Below are 16,878 nucleotides of genomic sequence, written 5' to 3' on the forward strand. Positions count from 1 at the left end.
TCACGGCGTGACGGAAGGAGAAGGTATCGTGGCAAAAAAAACCGCAGCATCGGCGCGGCTGCCGACGAGCGACCAGCGCGCCCGGATTCTTGCAACGCTGCGCAGCCGCAAGATGGCGCGCTCGATCCACACTTACACGCGCGGCACGGCCGAGCGCTTCTACGCGTGGCTCGAGAACCATCGCGCCGAAACGCTGCCGGACGGTCCGGCGATATGGATCGGCGGCGACTGTCATCTCGGCAATCTCGGCCCCGTCGCGGCGAAGACGGGCGAGGTCGCCGTGCAGATTCGCGATCTCGACCAGAGCGTGATCGGCAATCCCGTCCACGACGTGCTGCGTCTCGGCTTCTCGCTCGCGACCGCGGCGCGCAGCTCCAACCTGCCCGGCGTCGCCACGTGGCGGATGATGGAAGCGCTGATCGATGGTTACGAGCGCGCGTTCGATACCCGGCACCGCCACGAAACCGGCCACATGCAGCGCCCAAGCGCGGTGAAGATCGCGATGAAGGCGGCGCTGCACCGGTCCTGGCGCAAACTCGACCGGCAGACGATCCGGAACGCGACGCCGCGCATCCCGCTGGGCAAACGCTTCTGGCCGCTGTCGGAGCGCGAGCGGACCGACCTTCATGCGCTGTTCGAATCGTCGCCGGTTGCGCCGATCAGCGCAGCGCTCAGCCGCTCCGCCCGCAGCGACGCGAAGATGAAGGTGCTCGACGCGGCGTATTGGGTGAAGGGCTGCAGTTCGCTCGGACGCCGCCGGTTCGCGGTGATGCTCGATATCGACGACGCCTGTGCCGACGGGGATCCGCCCTTCCTGATCGACATCAAGGAGGCGACGACCGCAAAGGCGCCGAAACAGGCCGGCGTGCGCATGCCGCGCGACCCCGCGCAACGGGTGCTCGAAGGCGCACGACACGTGTCGCCGATGCTGGGGAGCCGGATGTGCGCGGCGCGCCTCGCCGGGCGTTCCGTCGTCATGCGGGAACTGATGCCGCAGGATCTGAAACTCGAAGCGGAGCGGCTGTCGGAAGCCGATGCGGTCGAGGCCGCGCGCTATCTCGCGTGGGTGGTCGGCCACGCGCACGCCGCGCAGATGGACGACGCGACGCAACGCGCGTGGCATGCGGAGCTGCGTCGTCAACGGCCGAAGACGGTCGACGCGCCTTCATGGCTGTGGCGCAGCATCATCGAACTGATGGCCGAACATGAGGAGGCGTACCTCGAACATTGCCGGCGTCACGCGCTTGGCAAGACGGTTCGCTGAATCGTCGCCGTCGCTCGTCGTCCGCCGTTGCGGTTGCGGTCAGCACACCCATCACCGCGCGTGTACGGCGTTCGGCCCGCAATCGATCAGTCCGCTGCCGCGTGAATCACCAGCTCGTTGAAACCGGTGCCCGCATCCGGTTCTCGCGAGAAGCGATGCGCAGGCAACAGCACGAGCAGGATCTCGGCGGTGGTCCGCACGACGCAGCCGCTCGCGACGTGTCCTCCCCATACGCGACCCTGCGCATCCGATACCGACATATGCAGATGTGCGCCGTCCGGCGCGACCGAGCCGGCCAGCGTCAGTATTTCGAGGTTGCCGCGCAATTCGCTCGGCGCGTCGATGCCGGCAAAGCGCAACTGCGCGACGCTGAGGCTGCCGATGCCCTGGATGACAAATCCCGCATAAGCGTCGAGCCCACGCAGCGCTTGCTCGATCGACGCACGCATATCGTCGCCGGGAACAAGACGCAGAGGATGGGCTTGCATGGTCGATTACCTGCTGGTGACGGCGAGTATCGGCAAGAGTACAATCGGCGACCCAATCCGGCAAGCCGCAGGCGGACTGGACGCCGCGCCTGCGACATGCGCAACACGCGGCGTTCCGATCCGATGGCGACCGGCTCGCTGACCGGTCGCGCGCCCCGGATGCCAGCCGCGCTTATGCTTCGAGCGCCTCCAGCACTTTCCCCTTCGTCTCGATCCCGACGAAATGAACGGTCAACGCCGCAATCAGCGGCACGATGCCGATCAGGTAAAACGCCGGGGCGAGATTCCCGCCGATGATCGCGTGCGGCACGATCATCGGCGCCGCGAACGACGCGATCTTCAGCCATGCGCTGCCGAGCCCGCAGCCGGATGCGCGAATGCTCGTCGGATATTGCTCCGGCGTATAGACGTACGCAGTGATGAAGCCCGATGCCATCAGCCCCAGCGACAGCGAGCAAAAGACCGCGACGACATACACCGACGACGCGTGATAGACGCCCGCCAACACCAGCGACAGCGCGCACAGCACGAACGACCATACGATCACCGGCTTGCGGCCGAGCTTGTCGACGAGCAGCGCGGATACGAGCGAACCGAGCACGCCCATCACCGAACCGATCACCGCGAGGTTCAGCGCAAGCTGCAGCGGCGCGTGATAGAAGTTCTTGTAGATCGTCGGCAGCCACGTCGACAGTCCGTACTGGATGAACCCGCAGGTCGCCCACAGCGTCGCCACCGCGAGCGTGCGCTTGCGATACGCGGCACTGAGCAGGTCGCTCATCCGGCGCTTCGGATGCTGGCGCACCATCTCGTCGTAGGCGGCCACCTGCGTGACCGCCGGCAACTCGCCCCGCACGGACGCTTCGAATACGCCCACCGCACGCCCGGCTTCCGCGAGCCGGCCGCGCGATGCGAGCCAGCGCGGCGATTCGGGCACGAGATGCGTCAGCACCAGCGCGAGAATCAGCGGCAGCCCGCCGACGAAGTACATGATCTCCCAGCCGAACCGCGGCACGAGCCGCGCACCGAGCGCCATCGATACCAGCAGGCCGATCGGGAACACGATCTCGTACAGCAGCACGAACCGGCCGCGGCCGTGCGCGCGCGTGATTTCGTTGATGTACGTGGCCGCGACCGGCAACTCGCCGCCGAGCCCGAGCCCCTGCAAGATCCGCAGCAGCACGAACACCTCGAACGTCGGCGCGAAGCCGCTCGCGATGCTCGTGATGCCGATCACCGCCGAACTCCACGCGATCGCCTTCACACGGCCGTGCTTTTCCGCGAGCGCGGGGAACAGGAACGCGCCGATCAGCTGGCCGATCGCGCCGGACGCGATCAGCATGCCGATCTGCGTCGGCGACAGCCCCCATTTGTGGATCAGCAGCGGCAGCGTCGCCGCGATCGTGATCACGTCGAAGCCGTCGAAGAACGTCGCGGCGCCGATCAGCACGCGTGCGCGTATCTGCATCGCGTTGGCCGGAAGCCGCTCGAGCCGCGCGATGATCGCGCCGGGCGTGGAGGCGGCAGCTTCCATCGTGGCCCTGCCGGCCACGACATTGTCGAAAGTGCTCATGCGGGGTCTCTCCTGGGTCCTTTTGGCGTGGTTGCCGTTCAGGCAAGCGATTTGGTCGTGTCTGCCAGGGCTTCCGTGTCCACTGCCCGGCCCTGGTTCATCCACTTGCGCGCAAGCTTCAGCTCGCGTGCGTTGTTGATGGCGACGACACCTCTCACATGCCCATCGCCCACGAAAAACAGCGTCGCGCGACGCGCGGCGAGATCGCCGCGCACGACGAGCTGCGCATCGGCCGGCAAATCGCCAAGGATCTGCAGGTTTACGTCGTACTGATCGGACCAGAACCACGGAATCTCCGCATACGGCGCGCGCACGCCGAGCACGGCCTTCGCGGCCGCGATCGCCTGGTTCTGCGCATTCGCCCACGATTCGAGCCGTACGCGGCGCTTCAGCCAGCCGTTGTGATGGTTCGCGACGTCGCCGCACGCGAAGATCGCCGGATCGCTGGTCGCGCCAAATTCGTCGACGACGATGCCGTCGTCGATCGCGAGTCCCGCATCGCTCGCAAGCGATGCGTTCAATGCGAGGCCGATGCCGGCCACCGCGAAATCCGCGTCGATCGTCGTGCCGTCGGCGAGCGTCGCACGCACCTTCGATGCGTCGCCCGGCTGTGCATCGAGCGACTCGAGCGCGGCGCCCACGCGCACATCGACGCCGTTCGCGCGGTGCAGGTCGAGCAGGAAGTCCGACACGATCTGCGGTACCGATCGACCGCACAGCCGCGGCGCACCTTCGACCACGACCGCGTCGACGCCGAGCTTGCGCGCGGTGGCCGCGACTTCGAGGCCGATCCAGCCGCCACCGATCACGAGCACGCGCCGGCTCGCGCGCAGTTTCTCGCCGAGCGCCGCCGCTTCGTCGAGCGTGCGCAGGTAATGGAGATTCGTGGTCCTGACCAGTGCATCGGGCAAACGGCGCGACGTGCCGCCGGTCGCGATCACGAGGCGGTCGTATTCGATTTCGCGGCCGCTTTCGGTCTTCACGATACGGCGCGCGCGGTCGATCGACGCCGCGCGTTCCGGCTGCCATGCTTCGACGTTCAGCGCTTGGAATTCGTCCGGACGCACGACGCGCACCGTGTCGATGTCGGCTTCTCCGGCCAGTACGGCCTTCGACAACGGCGGACGCTCGTATGGCAAATGCGGCTCGTCGGCGATCATCACGAGACGGCCCGCGAAGCCTTCCGCGCGCAGCGTCTTCAGCACCCAGCCGGCGGCCTGTCCGCCGCCGATCACGACGACCGTGCGCGGCGCGGCCGATTCCTCCGAGTTCGTTTCGCTCATGATTTGCGCTCCGTCATGAACTTGCCTTCCGGCGCCTTCGCGTTCTTCTGCCGGCGCGTGTTGCCGTCGAGCCCGCCGTCGAAGGCCCATTCGGCGAACACGGTCGGGCCCGGCTCGAATTCGCGCGGCTGCCATTCGGGCGTCAGCACGTCTTCGTCGGCGTAGTATTCGATCAGCGCGCCGGCCGGGTTCTGGAAGTACCAGAAGTACGCGGACGACACCGGATGACGCCCGGGCCCGAGCTGCGTTTCCCAGCCGCAGCGGTCGATGTGCATGCCGCCGCCGAACACTTCGTGGATGTCGCGGACGGTGAACGCGACATGGTTCAGGCCGCGTTTTCCGTTCGGCAGCGCGAGCAGGAACAGGTCGTGATGGCCGCCGTGCGGCGCGCAGCGCATGAACGCGCCGCGGCCCGGATAGCGGTCCGACGTTTCGAAGCCGAGCAGGTCGTGATAGAACGCCTCCTGCGCGTCGAGGCAATTCGTGAAGAACACGACGTGCCCGACTTCAACCGGCTCCGCGCGCGCATAGATCGGGCTCGGCTGGTCGACCCGGGCCGTGCGGCCCCACACGTTCGACGGCGAGCCTGTGATGTCGAGCGCGCGCTTGCGCGTCACTTCGATCCGGATCGCCATACCGTTCGGATCGATGCAGCCGAGCGCATCGTCCTGCGCGTAATAGCCGGGCTGGCCGGCGAGCTTCGCGCGCAACGCGTCGAGTTCCTGCCGCGTCGCGACGCCCCACGTGACTTCCCGCAGCGTCGGGCCCGCCTCGAACGCGGGCGGCAGCGACGGATCGTCCGCTTTTACGACCAGCACGGTGCAGCCGTTCAGCGTTTCGAAACGTGCGCGCGTATCGTCGTGCGCGACTTCCTTCAAGCCCCAGTCGGCGAAAAAGCGCCGGCACGTCGGAAGGTCGTCGACACCGTACGTGATCTGCTCGATACCCAAGATGCTCATTGCGTCATTCCCCTTCGCTCAGTTCGCCCACGGCAGCGGCGCGTCGTTCAAGCCCCAGTAGAGGCTCTTCTGCTGCATGTACTCGCGGATGCCGAGACGCCCCTTTTCGCGCCCCATCCCGCTCTCCTTCCAGCCCGAGAACGGCGTGGAAATCGAGAACAGCTTGTACGTGTTGATCCAGACGGTGCCTGTCTCCAGTGCCCGCGCGATGCGCCACGCGCGCTTGTAGTCGCGCGTCCAGATGCCCGCCGCAAGGCCGAACACGCTGTCGTTCGCCTGTGCGATCAGCGACGCTTCGTCGTCGAACGGCATCGCGACCAGCACCGGCCCGAAGATTTCTTCCTGGCAGATGCGCGCGCTGTTCGACAGGCCTTCGAGAATCGTCGGCTGATAGAAGAAGCCGTCGTCGCGCCCGTCGCCCGACGGCCGCTCGCCGCCGCACAGCAGGCGGCCGCCCTCCTCCAGCCCGAGCGCGACGTAGCGCTCCACCGACTCGCGATGCTTCGCGGTGATCAGCGGGCCCATCTGCGTGTCGGCGCGCAGCGGATCGCCGACGCGCAGCTTGCGGGCACCGGCCACCAGCCGCTGCATGAATGCGTCGTACACGGTGCGTTGAACGAACAGGCGCGAGCCCGCGATGCATGCCTCGCCCGACGAACTGAAGATGCCGTACAGCACGCCGTTCACCGCGTGATCGAGATCGGCGTCGTCGAACACGATCGTCGGCGACTTGCCACCGAGTTCCAGCGACACCGGCATCAGCTTCTCCGCCGCGATGCGCGCGATGCCGCGACCGACTTCGGTGCCGCCGGTAAACGACACCTTCTTCACGAGCGGATGACGCACCAGCACGTCGCCGATGACCGAGCCCTTGCCCGGCAGCATGCTCAGCACGCCCTTCGGTACGCCGGCCTCCTCGCAGATCCGCGCGAGCGCGAGCGACACGAGCGGCGTGACCTCGGCCGGCTTCAGCACCACCGCATTGCCGGCGGCGAGCGCGGGCGCGAGCTTCTGCGCGTCGGACGCGATCGGCGAGTTCCACGGCGTGATCGCGGCGATCACGCCGATCGGCTCGTACACGCTCATCGTCAGGTAGTCGCCGCGCGACGGCGTCAATTCTTCGTCGAGCGTTTCGAGGCACGCGGCGAAATAGCGGAACGTGTTGGCCGCGCTCGCCACGAGCACACGCGTCTCGCCGATCGGCTTGCCATTGTCGCGGCGCTGCAGGTTCGCGAGCGCCTCTTGACGCTGCATGATCAGGTCGGCGATCCGGTACAGCACCAGCGCGCGCTGATGCGGCTTGAGTCCGGCCCAGTCGGCGCGCCGCCATGCGGCGTCGGCGGCCACGATCGCGTCGGCCGCGTCTTCCGCATTCGCCGTCGATACTTCCATGTTCAGCGACTGGTCGGCCGGATAGATGCTCGCGTACGGCGCGCCACGGCCGCGCCGCCACTCGCCGCCGATCAGGATGTCGCCGTTGGGCACGAGGCTCGTATCGAATGGAGTCATGTCACAAATCCCACAAATCTGTGTCTGCGCGGCCGCCCGCGCGGTCGCGCAGGCGGGCGCTCAATGTCCGAAGGCTTCCGCTCAGATCACGCAGCGGGCCGCGCGATTGCGCAGCGCGCGGATCGCGCTGTACGCGGTCAACGCGGACGTCTTCGGGTTATCTGGCAGCGGCTTGCCGCTCATTTCGAGCGACATCTCGCCGAACGCGCCGCGCGCGGTGATCCGATGCACGTTGCGCGCGACCGCCGGATCGGCGATCAGGCGCACGCGCGTCGCATCCAGTCCCAGGCCCGCGAGCGCGACCGTCGCCGCGACGTTCGCGTTCTTCGGATACAGCCGAGCGGCGTCACGCGCGGTGCCTTCGAAGATCACCTTCTCTTCGGTCATCGTGCGCAGGTCGCACAGTTCCTCGGCGGGCGTGCCGAGCCAGCCGAGCGGCGGCTTGCGACCGACGTACAGCACCTCGTCGAGACCGCCCTGCTGCGCCGATGCGAGCGCGTCGATCCCGCCGATCGCGCCGGACAGCAGCGTCAGCGTCGCATCGCCTTCGTCGGCAGCCTGCGACAGCACGTCGAGCAGCGCGAGATCGGACAGCGCGCCGATCGATGCGACCGCGCAGTCGGTGCCGGCCTTCAGAAGCGGCACGACGTGATCGACGAGCGCGCTGTGGCCCGCGCATTCGAGCGCGAACTCGGGGCGGCGGCCCAGTGCGTCGACCGACGACACGACCTCCACCGCGCTGCCGAGTTCGCGCTGCACCGCGTCGCGCTGATGCCCGGGCACGATTACGTGGGCAACGCGCAGCAACGCATCGTGCTCGACCGCGCGGTACACGGCTGCACCGATCGCGCCGAAGCCGATCATCGCGACGTCGACGGGCGCGTGCGCGCGGGCGTGGGACGGGTGGCGTCCGTCAAGCATATTGCTGCTCCGACGGCGTTTCTTCCTTCTTGACCGGCGGGCCCGCGAATGCCGAAGCGAACGAGCCGACCGACAGCATGTCGACTTCGACCATCACTGGCCCGGCCTTCGCGATTCCTTCGCGCACGATCGCTTCCGCCTGGTCGAGCGACGTGATCCGATAGTGCGTGAGGCCGAAGCTCGCGCAGAACTGCGCGAAATCGGGCTGGTGCAGTTGGACGAAGCAGCGGCGGCCGCCGTAGTGCGCGTCCTGGATGTTGCGGATCACGCCGTAGCATTGGTCGTTCATCAGCACGATCATCACGTTCGCGTTTTCCTGCACGGCCGTCACGAGTTCGCCGACGTTGACCATCAGCCCGCCGTCGCCGACGAGGCACACCGTCTTCGCGGCCGAGCCTGCCAGTGCCGCGCCGATGCCCATCTGGATGCCCTGGCCGATGCCGCCGCCCAGCGCGTGCACGCCCGCGCGCGGTTCGAAGATCTTCAGCAGGCGGTTGCCCCACGTGCTGTTCGAGATCGTCACGTCGCGCACCCAGTTGTAGTCGCGGCCAACCGCTGCCTGCAGCGTGTCGACCAGCTTCTTGTATGGCCCGAGGCCTTCCGCCACGCTGGCGACGGCCTGCTCGCGCGCGGCCGCGAGATCGGCTGCGAACTGCGGATCGACCGACAGGCGGCCTTCGAGGCGATCGGCCAGGTCGGCGAGTACGCGTTTCGAATCGCCGTGCACGAACAGCGCGTTGCGATAACCGCGGTTGTCGGCCAGTGCGTCGGCGTCAACGCGGAACAGCGGCTGCGGCAGCGCGAGCTTGTACTTCAGCGTTTCGTTGCCGCGCAGGCGCGAGCCGACGACGACGAGCGCGTCGCAGGTCTTGTAGAACGCTTCGACGGCGGAATGCACGTTGAATGCGCCGAGCGTCGCCGGGTGATCTTCCGGCAGCACGCCGCGGCCCTGCACGCTCGTCACGACGCCGAAGCCGAGCTTCACCAGCCGTTCGACTTCCGCGCGTGCATGGCGCGCGCCGCCGCCGAGCCACAGCAGCGGACGACGCTTCGCTGCGAGCGCGTCGGCGAGCTGCGCGACGCGTGCTTCGTCGTGCTCGCGCACCGCGACGTGCGCCGGCGCGAGGTCTTCCGGCCATTCGATTTCGGCGGCCTGGATGTCGATCGGGATCTCGACCGACACGGGGCCCGTCGGCGCGGTCTGCGCGATGCGCACCGCTTCGCGGATCGTGGGCAGCACGGTCTCGACCGTGCGCACGCGGAACGCGGCTTTCGAAATCGCGTCAAGCATCGTCAGCTGGTCGGGCGCTTCGTGGATGTAGGCCAGATCCTGATCGAGATACGGCGTCTCGATCTGCCCGGTGATGTGCAGCAGCGCCGTGCCGGCCGTCAGCGCCTCGACCATCGCGCCCGCCGCGTTGCCCGCCGCCGTGCCCGTGCTCGTGAACGCGACGCCGAGGCCGCCCGATACGCGGGCGAGGCCGTCGGCCATGTTCACCGCGCCTGCTTCACCGCGCGCGCCGACATACCGGATGTTGCCGCGCGAGTTGATCGCGTCGAGGATCGGCATGTTGTGGATCGAGATGACACCGAATGCGGTCTTGACGTCGCACTGCTCGAGAAAGGCGGCAATCAGCTCGCCAACCGTGGTTTTTTTAGACATGGCGTGCAAAGCCTCCAGAAACGTCGATATGGCTGCCCGTCGTGTAGGACGACAGATGCGTTGCGAGATAAAAAAGCGCCCAGGCGGCCTCGTCAGGCTTGCCGAAGCGGTTCAGCGGAATGTTCTTCTTGCGCGCGAGCGCGCCCGTCCAGTCTTCCCAGCTTTCGCCGGCCTGCGCCTGCGCTTCGTAGCGGCGGCGCCACTGACCCGACTCGACGATGCCGATCAGGATCGAGTTCACGCGGATGCGCTGCGGCGCCAGCTCGGTCGCGAGCGACTTCACGAGGCTGAGCACGCCCGCGCGCGCCGACGACGTCGCGACCATGTGCGGCTCAGGTTGCAGCGCGAGCAGCGAGTTCACGCACGTGATCGTCGGTGCGGCCGCATCGCGCAGCAGCGGCAGGAACGCGCGCGTCGGGCGGATGATGCTGAAGTATTTCAGTTCGAGCTCTTCGCGCCACGCGTCGTCGGTCGTCTCCGCGAAGGTCGACACGCGGCCCTGGCCCGCGTTGTTGATGAGCATGTCGGCGCGGCCGAAGCGGTCGGACACGGCTTGCGCGAACGCAGCGACGTCGGCTTCGTCGAGTACGTTGCAGCGCTCGGCCAGCAGTTGCGCGCCCGGATACTTGCCGCCAAGCAGCGCTTGCGCGCGCTCGAGGCGTTCGCCATCGCGGCCGCATATCGCGACCGACGCGCCGGCCTGCAGAAACCGTTCGGCGGTCGCGAGGCCGATGCCGGACGAACCGCCCGTCACCACCGCCACCTGCCCGGTCAAGTCGATCTCAATCATCGGAGTCCTAATGCCTTCAGAAACGTATGCTCGTCATCCGAGCGGTAATTGAGCCGCCGCGACAGTTCCGCCGCCGCGCGCTGCACCTTGTCGATCAGACCGTCGGCGATCAGCGCCGCGTCGATCTCCGGTCGCGGCACCGTCACCGTGATGCACGCGACGATCTTCTGGGTGTCGTTGCGCACCGGCGCCGTGACCACCGAGATCCCGCGTTCGAACGACGAATTGCTGACGCCGTAACCGCGCAGCGCGTCTTCGCGAATCGCTTCATAAAGCGCGTCGACCGTTGCCGGCGTCGCGCTCGTCATCTGGTTCAGCGTGCCTTCCGGATACAACGCGCGCAACTCCGCGAGAGACAGGTCGCCCATCAGCACGTGGCCGTGCGTCGTCGCGTGCGCGGGCAGCCGCGTGCCGACGTTCACGCGAATCGAGCTGAACACCGGCGCCTGGCTCTGCGCCTTCGCGACGAACACCACGTCGCGCCCGTCGCGGATCACGATGTGCGTCGTGAAGCCGGTCGCGTCGCGCAGGCTCTCGATCACCGGCAGCCCGAGATCGGTCAGCTCCAGCGAGCTCAGATATTCGAAACCGAGCCGCAGCACGGCGATGCCGAGCTTGTAGTTGCGATCCTTGTCGGCGCGCTCGAGAAAGCCGAGCGATTCGAGCGTCTGCAGCAGACGGAACACCGTCGTGCGGGGGATGCCGAGCCGCTTCGACAGTTCCGGCGCGCCGAGCACCGGCTCGCGCGGCGAGAATTCGGCGAGGATCCGCAAACCGCGTTCGAGGCCCGGCACCACGTAGCTGGCTTCGGACTTCGCGTTTTCCGTGTCCTGGCGTTCCAGCGGTTCGCTCATTCCAGCCCCCGTTGACGATCGCATTGGCGGCAGAACGCATCGATCAGCGATGAATAAACGGCCGGCGCTTCGACGTAGCCCGCATGACCGGCCTGCGGAATCACCTGCAGCTTCACGTGCGCGGCCGCGGCGATCCGCTCGCATGCAGCGGGCGGCGTGATCGCGTCGTGTGCGCCGACCGCGACCGCCGTGCGGCCGCGAAAACCGGCGAGGTCGGACGCGAGATCGGCGTTCGCGAGCAGATGCGTGGCCTGCGCATAGCCGGCCGGCACGATGCGCGCCATGTTCCAGCGCACCCATGCACGTGCTTCCTCGCCCGCGAAACCGGACAGCATGTTGCCGCTGCGCTGCTCCGCGAGCCCGGCCGGGCCGAGTTCCGCGAGCATCGCGAGACGCGCATCGCGCCGCGTGTCGCGCGTTTCGGCGGGCGCGCTGCCGTAGCCGCCCGCGGGCGAGATCAGCAGCAGGCCGGCGATCCGCGCAGGCATCACGCGTGCCAACCCGCCCGCGATGATCGCGCCGAGCGAATGCCCGACCAGCACGCAGCGTTCGATGCCGAGTGCCTCGAGCCACGCGTTCAGCGACGCCGCGTAATCGGCCGCCGCCGGCGACGCGCCGTGCACGGGCGTCGACGCGCCGTAGCCGGGCGCATCCCACGCGAGCACGCGCCGCGACGCACCTAGCGTGTCGAGCTGGCGCACCCACGATGCGGCGCCCGAGCCGATCCCGTGCAGCAGCACGACGGGCAGCGCGCGGCCTGCGTGCTGCGCGCCGGCCTCACGATAGCCGATCGTGCCCGTCGCGCCGGCCGCGCAACGCTGTTCGGGAAACTGCCCGAGCAGCGCGGCGAACGCCGCGGTGCGGTCGCGTTCACGTTTGTCGATGACACTCATCGCTTGCTCCGCCCCGTCTCAGCGCTTGATCTTCGCGAGCGGCGAATCCGGCGGATACGTCGGCGTGATCGGCTTCGGCGAACCGAGCATCACGCACATCAGCGCGTCTTCCTCGCCGATGTTGATTTCCGTGCGATACACGCCCGGCGGCACCGAGATCAGATCGCGCTCGCCGAGAATGGCTTCCCAGGTCTCGCCGTCGCGCTCGCAGATCACCTTCATCTTGCCGCGCAGCACGAAGAAGATTTCCTCGACGTCGACGTGGATGTGGCTCGGGCCGATGTTGCCGGCCGGGATCACCATCGTCGAGAACGTGAAGTTGCCGGCCGGCACCGTATTGACGTCCTTCGCGACGCCCGTGCCGCCGGTGCCGACGTAGCGCATCTGCGCACGGCGGTATTTCGGGTCGTAGTCGGCCTGGAACTTCAGTGCGTCCCAGTCGTAGCGACGCGTCGCGTAGCGCGCGACACGCCCTTCCATCCAGTCGCCGAAGCTTGCGCCTTCCGGCTGGTCCCACGACTTGCGTTCGAGATCTGCGTCCGCCATCGTTCTCTCCTTCATTCCCAATGAAAACTTCGATTCAATTCATTACGAAGCCGCCGTTCACCGGCAGCAGTTGACCCGTCACGAAGCGCGCGCCGTCCGACAGCAGGAACAGCACGGGGCCCGTCACGTCGTCGGGCACCTGCGCGCGCGTGAGCGCCCGCCCCTGCATGTAGAACGCGTGACGCTCCGCCGGCACGTAGGCCGTCGCCTCGACTTCGGTGAGCCCCGGCGCAATTGCATTGACCGTCACGCCGTGCGCGCCGAACTCGCGCGCCTGCGCATGCGTCATCGCGATCACCGCGCCCTTGCTCGCGACGTACGCGAGCAGCTTCGGCGCGCCCCACAGCGCGGTGTCCGATGCGAGGTTCACGATCGCGCCGCGGCCCGACTTCGCGAGGTGCGGCAGCGCCGCATTGCTGACGAGCCAAACGCCGCGCACGTTCACGTTCATCACGGCATCCCAGGTCGGCACGTCGAGCTCCGTCGACAACTTGCCGCCCGAGTTCGTGATCGCCGCGTTGTTAATCAGCGCGTCGATGCCGCCGAGCGCCGCCGCGCCCTGCGCGACGAATGCGTCGATGCTCGCCGGATCGGCCAGGTCGAGCGCGAAGAAGTGCGCGGTGTGGCCGGCTTGCGCGAGCTGCGCGGCCAGCGCACGGCCCTCGTCGGCGAGCACGTCGCCGAACGCGACCTGCGCGCCCGCGGCGACCAGCGCTTTCACGAACGCCGCGCCGAGACCGCGCGCGCCGCCCGTGACGAGCACACGGCGCCCCGGCAGCGAAACGACCGGCGCGAACTCAGCCATTCGCGGGCTCCGCCGCGGCTTGCGCCGCACGGTGCGCGTCGAGTGCGGACAGATGTTCCTGCGCGCGCTGGCGCAGCATCCGGCGCACGCGCGTGATGCCGACGTCGTGCTGATACAGGTATTCGTGATCGCGCGCGTTCGGCGCGAGGCTTTCGAGGACGTAGCGGTCCTGCTCGAGCACGTCCCAGTGCAGGCCTTCGAGGCGGTTGCGGTACATGAAGCGCCATACGTCGCGCTGCCAGCCGCTGACCTTGCGGGTGCGCCAGAAGTAGACCTGGCAGTTGTCGCCGTCGACCGGCGTCGCGAAGCCGATGATCCCGAAGTTGCCGCCCGGGCCGAACTTCTGCTTGTACGGAATCGCGAGACGCATCCACAGGCAGCCCGTTTCGCCGAGCTCGACCCAGTCGAAGTTCACGTCGCGCTGGCCGATCTTCTCGAACATCAGGCCCGTTTCCGTCTTGCGCACGCGCATCTCGGCCTGCTTGTCGCCTTCGGCCATCGAGTGCGACGTCGCGTGCAGATACGCGCCGTGCATCGGGTCCATCACGTTGTCGATCGCGTACTGGTAATTGCACTTCCAGTTCGACACGCACAGGAAGTGCGCATATTCGTCGGCGACCAGTTCCTCCGGCAGGTTCAGCGGAGCCGGCTCGCCGTGCGCTTCGTCGCCGAACCACAGGAAGATCGCGCCGGCCTTCTCTTCGACCGGATACGACTTCACGCACTTCGTGCCTTCGAGCGGACAGTTCGATACGGCCGGCACCCGATTGACCGTGCCGCCGCCGTCGACTTCGATGCCGTGATACCAGCAGGCGATGTTGCCGCCGAGGTTCCAGCCGAGCGACAGGCGCGCGCCGCGGTGCGGGCAGCGATCTTCCAGCGCATGGACCTTTCCTTCGTGATCGCGCCACAGCACGATCTGCTCGGACAGGCGCGTGAGGCCGACGGGCGCGTTCGACACCTGCCAGCTCGGCGCGACGGGATACCAATAGTTCTTGATGCCGCGGTCCAGGTAGTCGCGGACCGGGTCGTGTGGGACTTCATGTTGTGCGGGGGACGTCATCAGTGTGCTCCGGATGCGGTTGTCGGGTCGGCGCTCAGGCGCGCGGCGCGGTCGCTGCGCTCATTCCGCCAGCGACGCGATTTCGGCGCGGAAACGCTCGGCGGTCCATACGCTGCCGTCCGGCGCGCGAAAGCCGATGCGGTTCAGCCCGGCGACGACATCGTCCAGCTCCGTCGCGCCGCTCTCGAACACGCGTTCGAGCGCGTCGCCGAGGTCGTTCTCATACTGCGTCGGCGCGGCCTTGCGGTTCTGCCACACCTGGTTCTCGACCTGCCCCGGGATCTCGATCTGCCCCTTGCCCGCAACGTTGTTCGGCTGCGGCGCCACCCACGGCTTCAGGAAGGGATTGAAATTGACGGTCGCTTCTTTCATGTCACTCCACCTTGATCTGGATTTCCTCACCCGCCAGGCGCACCGCGTACTGCTTCAGCGCACGCCCGCCCGGGCCCTTCAGGCATTCGCCGGTCTTGATGTCGAACACGGCCTCGTGCAGCGGGCATTCGACCGTGCCTTCGTCGACGAACCCCTGCGTCAGCAACGCGTATGCATGCGGACACACGTTCTCGAGCGCATACACGTCGTCGCCGACGCGGTAGATCCCGATTTCGACGCCGTCGGTCCGCTTGAACTCGATCGGCGTGTCTTCCGACAGCGCGCCGGCATGGCCGGCGCAAACCCATTGTTCAGACATCTCACACCCTTCCTTCTGATCGACTCTCGGTTCGCTCCGGATTTGTTCCATATCCGGAACAGCAGTTTATGGATGGTGATTATAGGAGTGACTTTCCGCGAGTAAAACAAAAAGCTGCAGGTCCTAGGGAAAACACCGACTGCCCGGGCGGCAATTGCGCACCCGCCCCGCAACAAGTCGAATTTTTTGTTTGTTGACGGGCATTTATGTCTGCGCTGCGCGATACCACGTATCGCATCCGGGATTGCCCGAACCCTCATCCGGCCCGATAAATTTATTTTTGATACTCGGTGCAACGCCTCTATACTCCATTCCATCAGAGGCACACTGTTCCTTATATGGAACATAAAAATGCCCGCCGGTGGTGAAGATCGCGCGACGGCCGGCCGTCCCCGCGCCCGCCGCCACGACGCGTTTTTCATCAGGTTTGGAGAGTCAGGAGATCAAATGGTCAAGCAAGCGGTAGCAGCAGCAGTGATCGGAATGGGCGCCCTGTCGGGCGCTTGGGCGCAGAGCAGCGTGGTGCTGTACGGGAGCCTGGATGCCGGCATCGCGTACGTGAACAACGTCGGCGGCCATGCGAAGTGGGCGATGATCCAGGGCAATACACAGCCCGACCGGTGGGGTCTGAAGGGCAAGGAAGATCTCGGCGGCGGCCTGTCTGCGATCTTCCAGCTCGAAAACGGCTTCTATACGAACAACGGCCAGTTCGCGACCGCGAACACCATCTGGAACCGCGCCGCCTATGTCGGTCTGAGTTCCGACCGCTACGGCACGCTGACGCTCGGACGCCAGACGCCGCTCACGTTCGACTACCTCGATCCGCTCAGCACCGCGTACCTCGCGCTGAGCTGGTATGCGTTCCACCCCGGCAACATCGACGGGCTCGCCGCGACCGGCAACGTGCCGTACAACAACGCGGTCAAGTACCGGTCGCCGAATGTCGCGGGCTTCTCGGCCGCGGCAACGATGGCGCTCGGCAACACGACGAACTTCTCGACCGGCAAGTCGGTCGGCGTCGCGCTGAACTATGCGAACGGACCGTTCAAGGCGGCGGCCGTCTACTCGAACGAGCACGACCGCGCGATCCTGATCGGCCAGACGGGCATCACGTCGTTCCAGGGGCAAAACACTGCGAACGGCTATCTCGCGAACAAGGTCGAGAACATCGGCGCGGGCGCGTCGTACCAGATCGGCGACTTTCTCGTGCATGGCCTGTACACGCGCGTGAAGATGCAGTCGAACGGGTTCTCCGACACGTTCCAGAGCTACGACGCGGGCGTGAACTACCGCAGCAGTGCGTTCAATACGATCGCGGGCGGCGCGGCGACGACGACGCTGGCCGGACGCCGCTGGACGCAGGTCGAGCTGGGCGACATCTACGCGCTGTCGAAGCGCACGCAGCTTTATGCGAACGTGCTGTACGAGCACGGTTCGGGCGGCGCGAAAGCCGCGTTCTTCACCGCCGGCACGTCGAGCACGTCGAATCAGGTGATCGTGCTGACCGGCATTCACCACTCGTTCTGAGCGGCGCCGGTCGCACCCATCCGATGCAGGAAACGAAAAGAGCAGCCCG

Annotated in this window: 17 protein-coding genes; 2 read left to right on the plus strand and 15 right to left on the minus strand. The window is 67.1% G+C overall.

Translation table 11 applies throughout. From position 1 onward, the window contains the following. Positions 1 to 28: 28 nt before the first annotated feature. Entirely contained in the window at positions 29 to 1,264 is a 1,236-nt protein-coding gene (locus WK25_RS25780; RefSeq protein ID WP_069243543.1) for a DUF2252 family protein, read from the plus strand. Between the two features lie 86 nt (positions 1,265 to 1,350). Here WK25_RS25780 and WK25_RS25785 read toward each other — a convergent pair whose 3' ends face one another. The 15 genes from WK25_RS25785 to WK25_RS25855 all read right to left on the minus strand — a co-directional run bounded on the left by WK25_RS25785 (position 1,351) and on the right by WK25_RS25855 (position 15,302). Continuing rightward, entirely contained in the window at positions 1,351 to 1,752 is a 402-nt protein-coding gene (locus WK25_RS25785) for a PPC domain-containing DNA-binding protein (RefSeq protein ID WP_069243115.1), read from the minus strand. 172 nt (positions 1,753 to 1,924) lie between these two features. Next, positions 1,925 to 3,325, minus strand: a complete 1,401-nt coding sequence (locus tag WK25_RS25790; RefSeq protein WP_069243116.1) for an MFS transporter — start codon at positions 3,323 to 3,325, stop codon at positions 1,925 to 1,927. A 38-nt stretch (positions 3,326 to 3,363) separates the two neighbouring features. Continuing rightward, a complete protein-coding gene (locus WK25_RS25795; RefSeq protein WP_069243117.1) occupies positions 3,364 to 4,608 on the minus strand; it encodes an NAD(P)/FAD-dependent oxidoreductase in 1,245 nt (414 codons plus the stop codon). Continuing rightward, complete coding sequence (locus WK25_RS25800) at positions 4,605 to 5,567, minus strand: VOC family protein (protein ID WP_069243118.1); 963 nt, start codon at positions 5,565 to 5,567, stop codon at positions 4,605 to 4,607. The genes WK25_RS25795 and WK25_RS25800 overlap by 4 nt, the downstream gene beginning before the upstream one ends. 18 nt (positions 5,568 to 5,585) lie before the next feature. Beyond that, positions 5,586 to 7,076, minus strand: a complete 1,491-nt coding sequence (locus WK25_RS25805) for an aldehyde dehydrogenase (protein ID WP_069243119.1) — start codon at positions 7,074 to 7,076, stop codon at positions 5,586 to 5,588. A gap of 81 nt (positions 7,077 to 7,157) precedes the next feature. After that, complete coding sequence (locus tag WK25_RS25810) at positions 7,158 to 7,997, minus strand: aspartate dehydrogenase (protein ID WP_069243120.1); 840 nt, start codon at positions 7,995 to 7,997, stop codon at positions 7,158 to 7,160. Beyond that, positions 7,990 to 9,660 carry a thiamine pyrophosphate-binding protein gene (locus WK25_RS25815; protein ID WP_040140232.1) on the minus strand — a complete coding sequence of 557 codons (1,671 nt, stop codon included), beginning with the start codon at positions 9,658 to 9,660 and terminating at the stop codon, positions 7,990 to 7,992. The genes WK25_RS25810 and WK25_RS25815 overlap by 8 nt, the downstream gene beginning before the upstream one ends. Beyond that, positions 9,653 to 10,450 (minus strand): SDR family oxidoreductase, encoded by a 798-nt coding sequence (locus tag WK25_RS25820; RefSeq protein WP_069243121.1) that lies wholly within the window; start codon positions 10,448 to 10,450, stop codon positions 9,653 to 9,655. The genes WK25_RS25815 and WK25_RS25820 overlap by 8 nt, the downstream gene beginning before the upstream one ends. Then, entirely contained in the window at positions 10,447 to 11,304 is an 858-nt protein-coding gene (locus tag WK25_RS25825; protein WP_059547322.1) for an IclR family transcriptional regulator, read from the minus strand. Before WK25_RS25825 ends, WK25_RS25820 begins: the two co-directional genes overlap by 4 nt. Then, on the minus strand, positions 11,301 to 12,197 hold the full coding sequence (locus tag WK25_RS25830; protein WP_059547325.1) for an alpha/beta fold hydrolase: 897 nt from the start codon (positions 12,195 to 12,197) through the stop codon (positions 11,301 to 11,303). The genes WK25_RS25825 and WK25_RS25830 overlap by 4 nt, the downstream gene beginning before the upstream one ends. A gap of 18 nt (positions 12,198 to 12,215) precedes the next feature. Beyond that, positions 12,216 to 12,743, minus strand: coding sequence for a cupin domain-containing protein (locus tag WK25_RS25835; RefSeq protein ID WP_040140236.1), 528 nt, complete (start codon positions 12,741 to 12,743; stop codon positions 12,216 to 12,218). Positions 12,744 to 12,777: 34 nt separating this feature from the next. Beyond that, a complete protein-coding gene (locus WK25_RS25840) occupies positions 12,778 to 13,548 on the minus strand; it encodes an SDR family oxidoreductase (protein WP_040140237.1) in 771 nt (256 codons plus the stop codon). After that, complete coding sequence (locus WK25_RS25845; RefSeq protein WP_059547330.1) at positions 13,541 to 14,611, minus strand: aromatic ring-hydroxylating oxygenase subunit alpha; 1,071 nt, start codon at positions 14,609 to 14,611, stop codon at positions 13,541 to 13,543. Before WK25_RS25845 ends, WK25_RS25840 begins: the two co-directional genes overlap by 8 nt. Before the next feature lie 60 nt (positions 14,612 to 14,671). Next, positions 14,672 to 14,983 carry a recombinase-like helix-turn-helix domain-containing protein gene (locus tag WK25_RS25850; protein ID WP_059547333.1) on the minus strand — a complete coding sequence of 104 codons (312 nt, stop codon included), beginning with the start codon at positions 14,981 to 14,983 and terminating at the stop codon, positions 14,672 to 14,674. A gap of 1 nt (position 14,984) precedes the next feature. Beyond that, on the minus strand, positions 14,985 to 15,302 hold the full coding sequence (locus tag WK25_RS25855) for a non-heme iron oxygenase ferredoxin subunit (protein ID WP_011354710.1): 318 nt from the start codon (positions 15,300 to 15,302) through the stop codon (positions 14,985 to 14,987). Between the two features lie 447 nt (positions 15,303 to 15,749). On the opposite strand from WK25_RS25855, the gene WK25_RS25860 reads away from it, so the two are divergent. Next, a complete protein-coding gene (locus tag WK25_RS25860) occupies positions 15,750 to 16,829 on the plus strand; it encodes a porin (RefSeq protein WP_059547336.1) in 1,080 nt (359 codons plus the stop codon). Positions 16,830 to 16,878: the final 49 nt, after the last annotated feature.

It is taken from the genome of Burkholderia latens (genome assembly GCF_001718795.1).
GTDB classification, from domain to species: Bacteria; Pseudomonadota; Gammaproteobacteria; order Burkholderiales; family Burkholderiaceae; genus Burkholderia; species Burkholderia latens_A.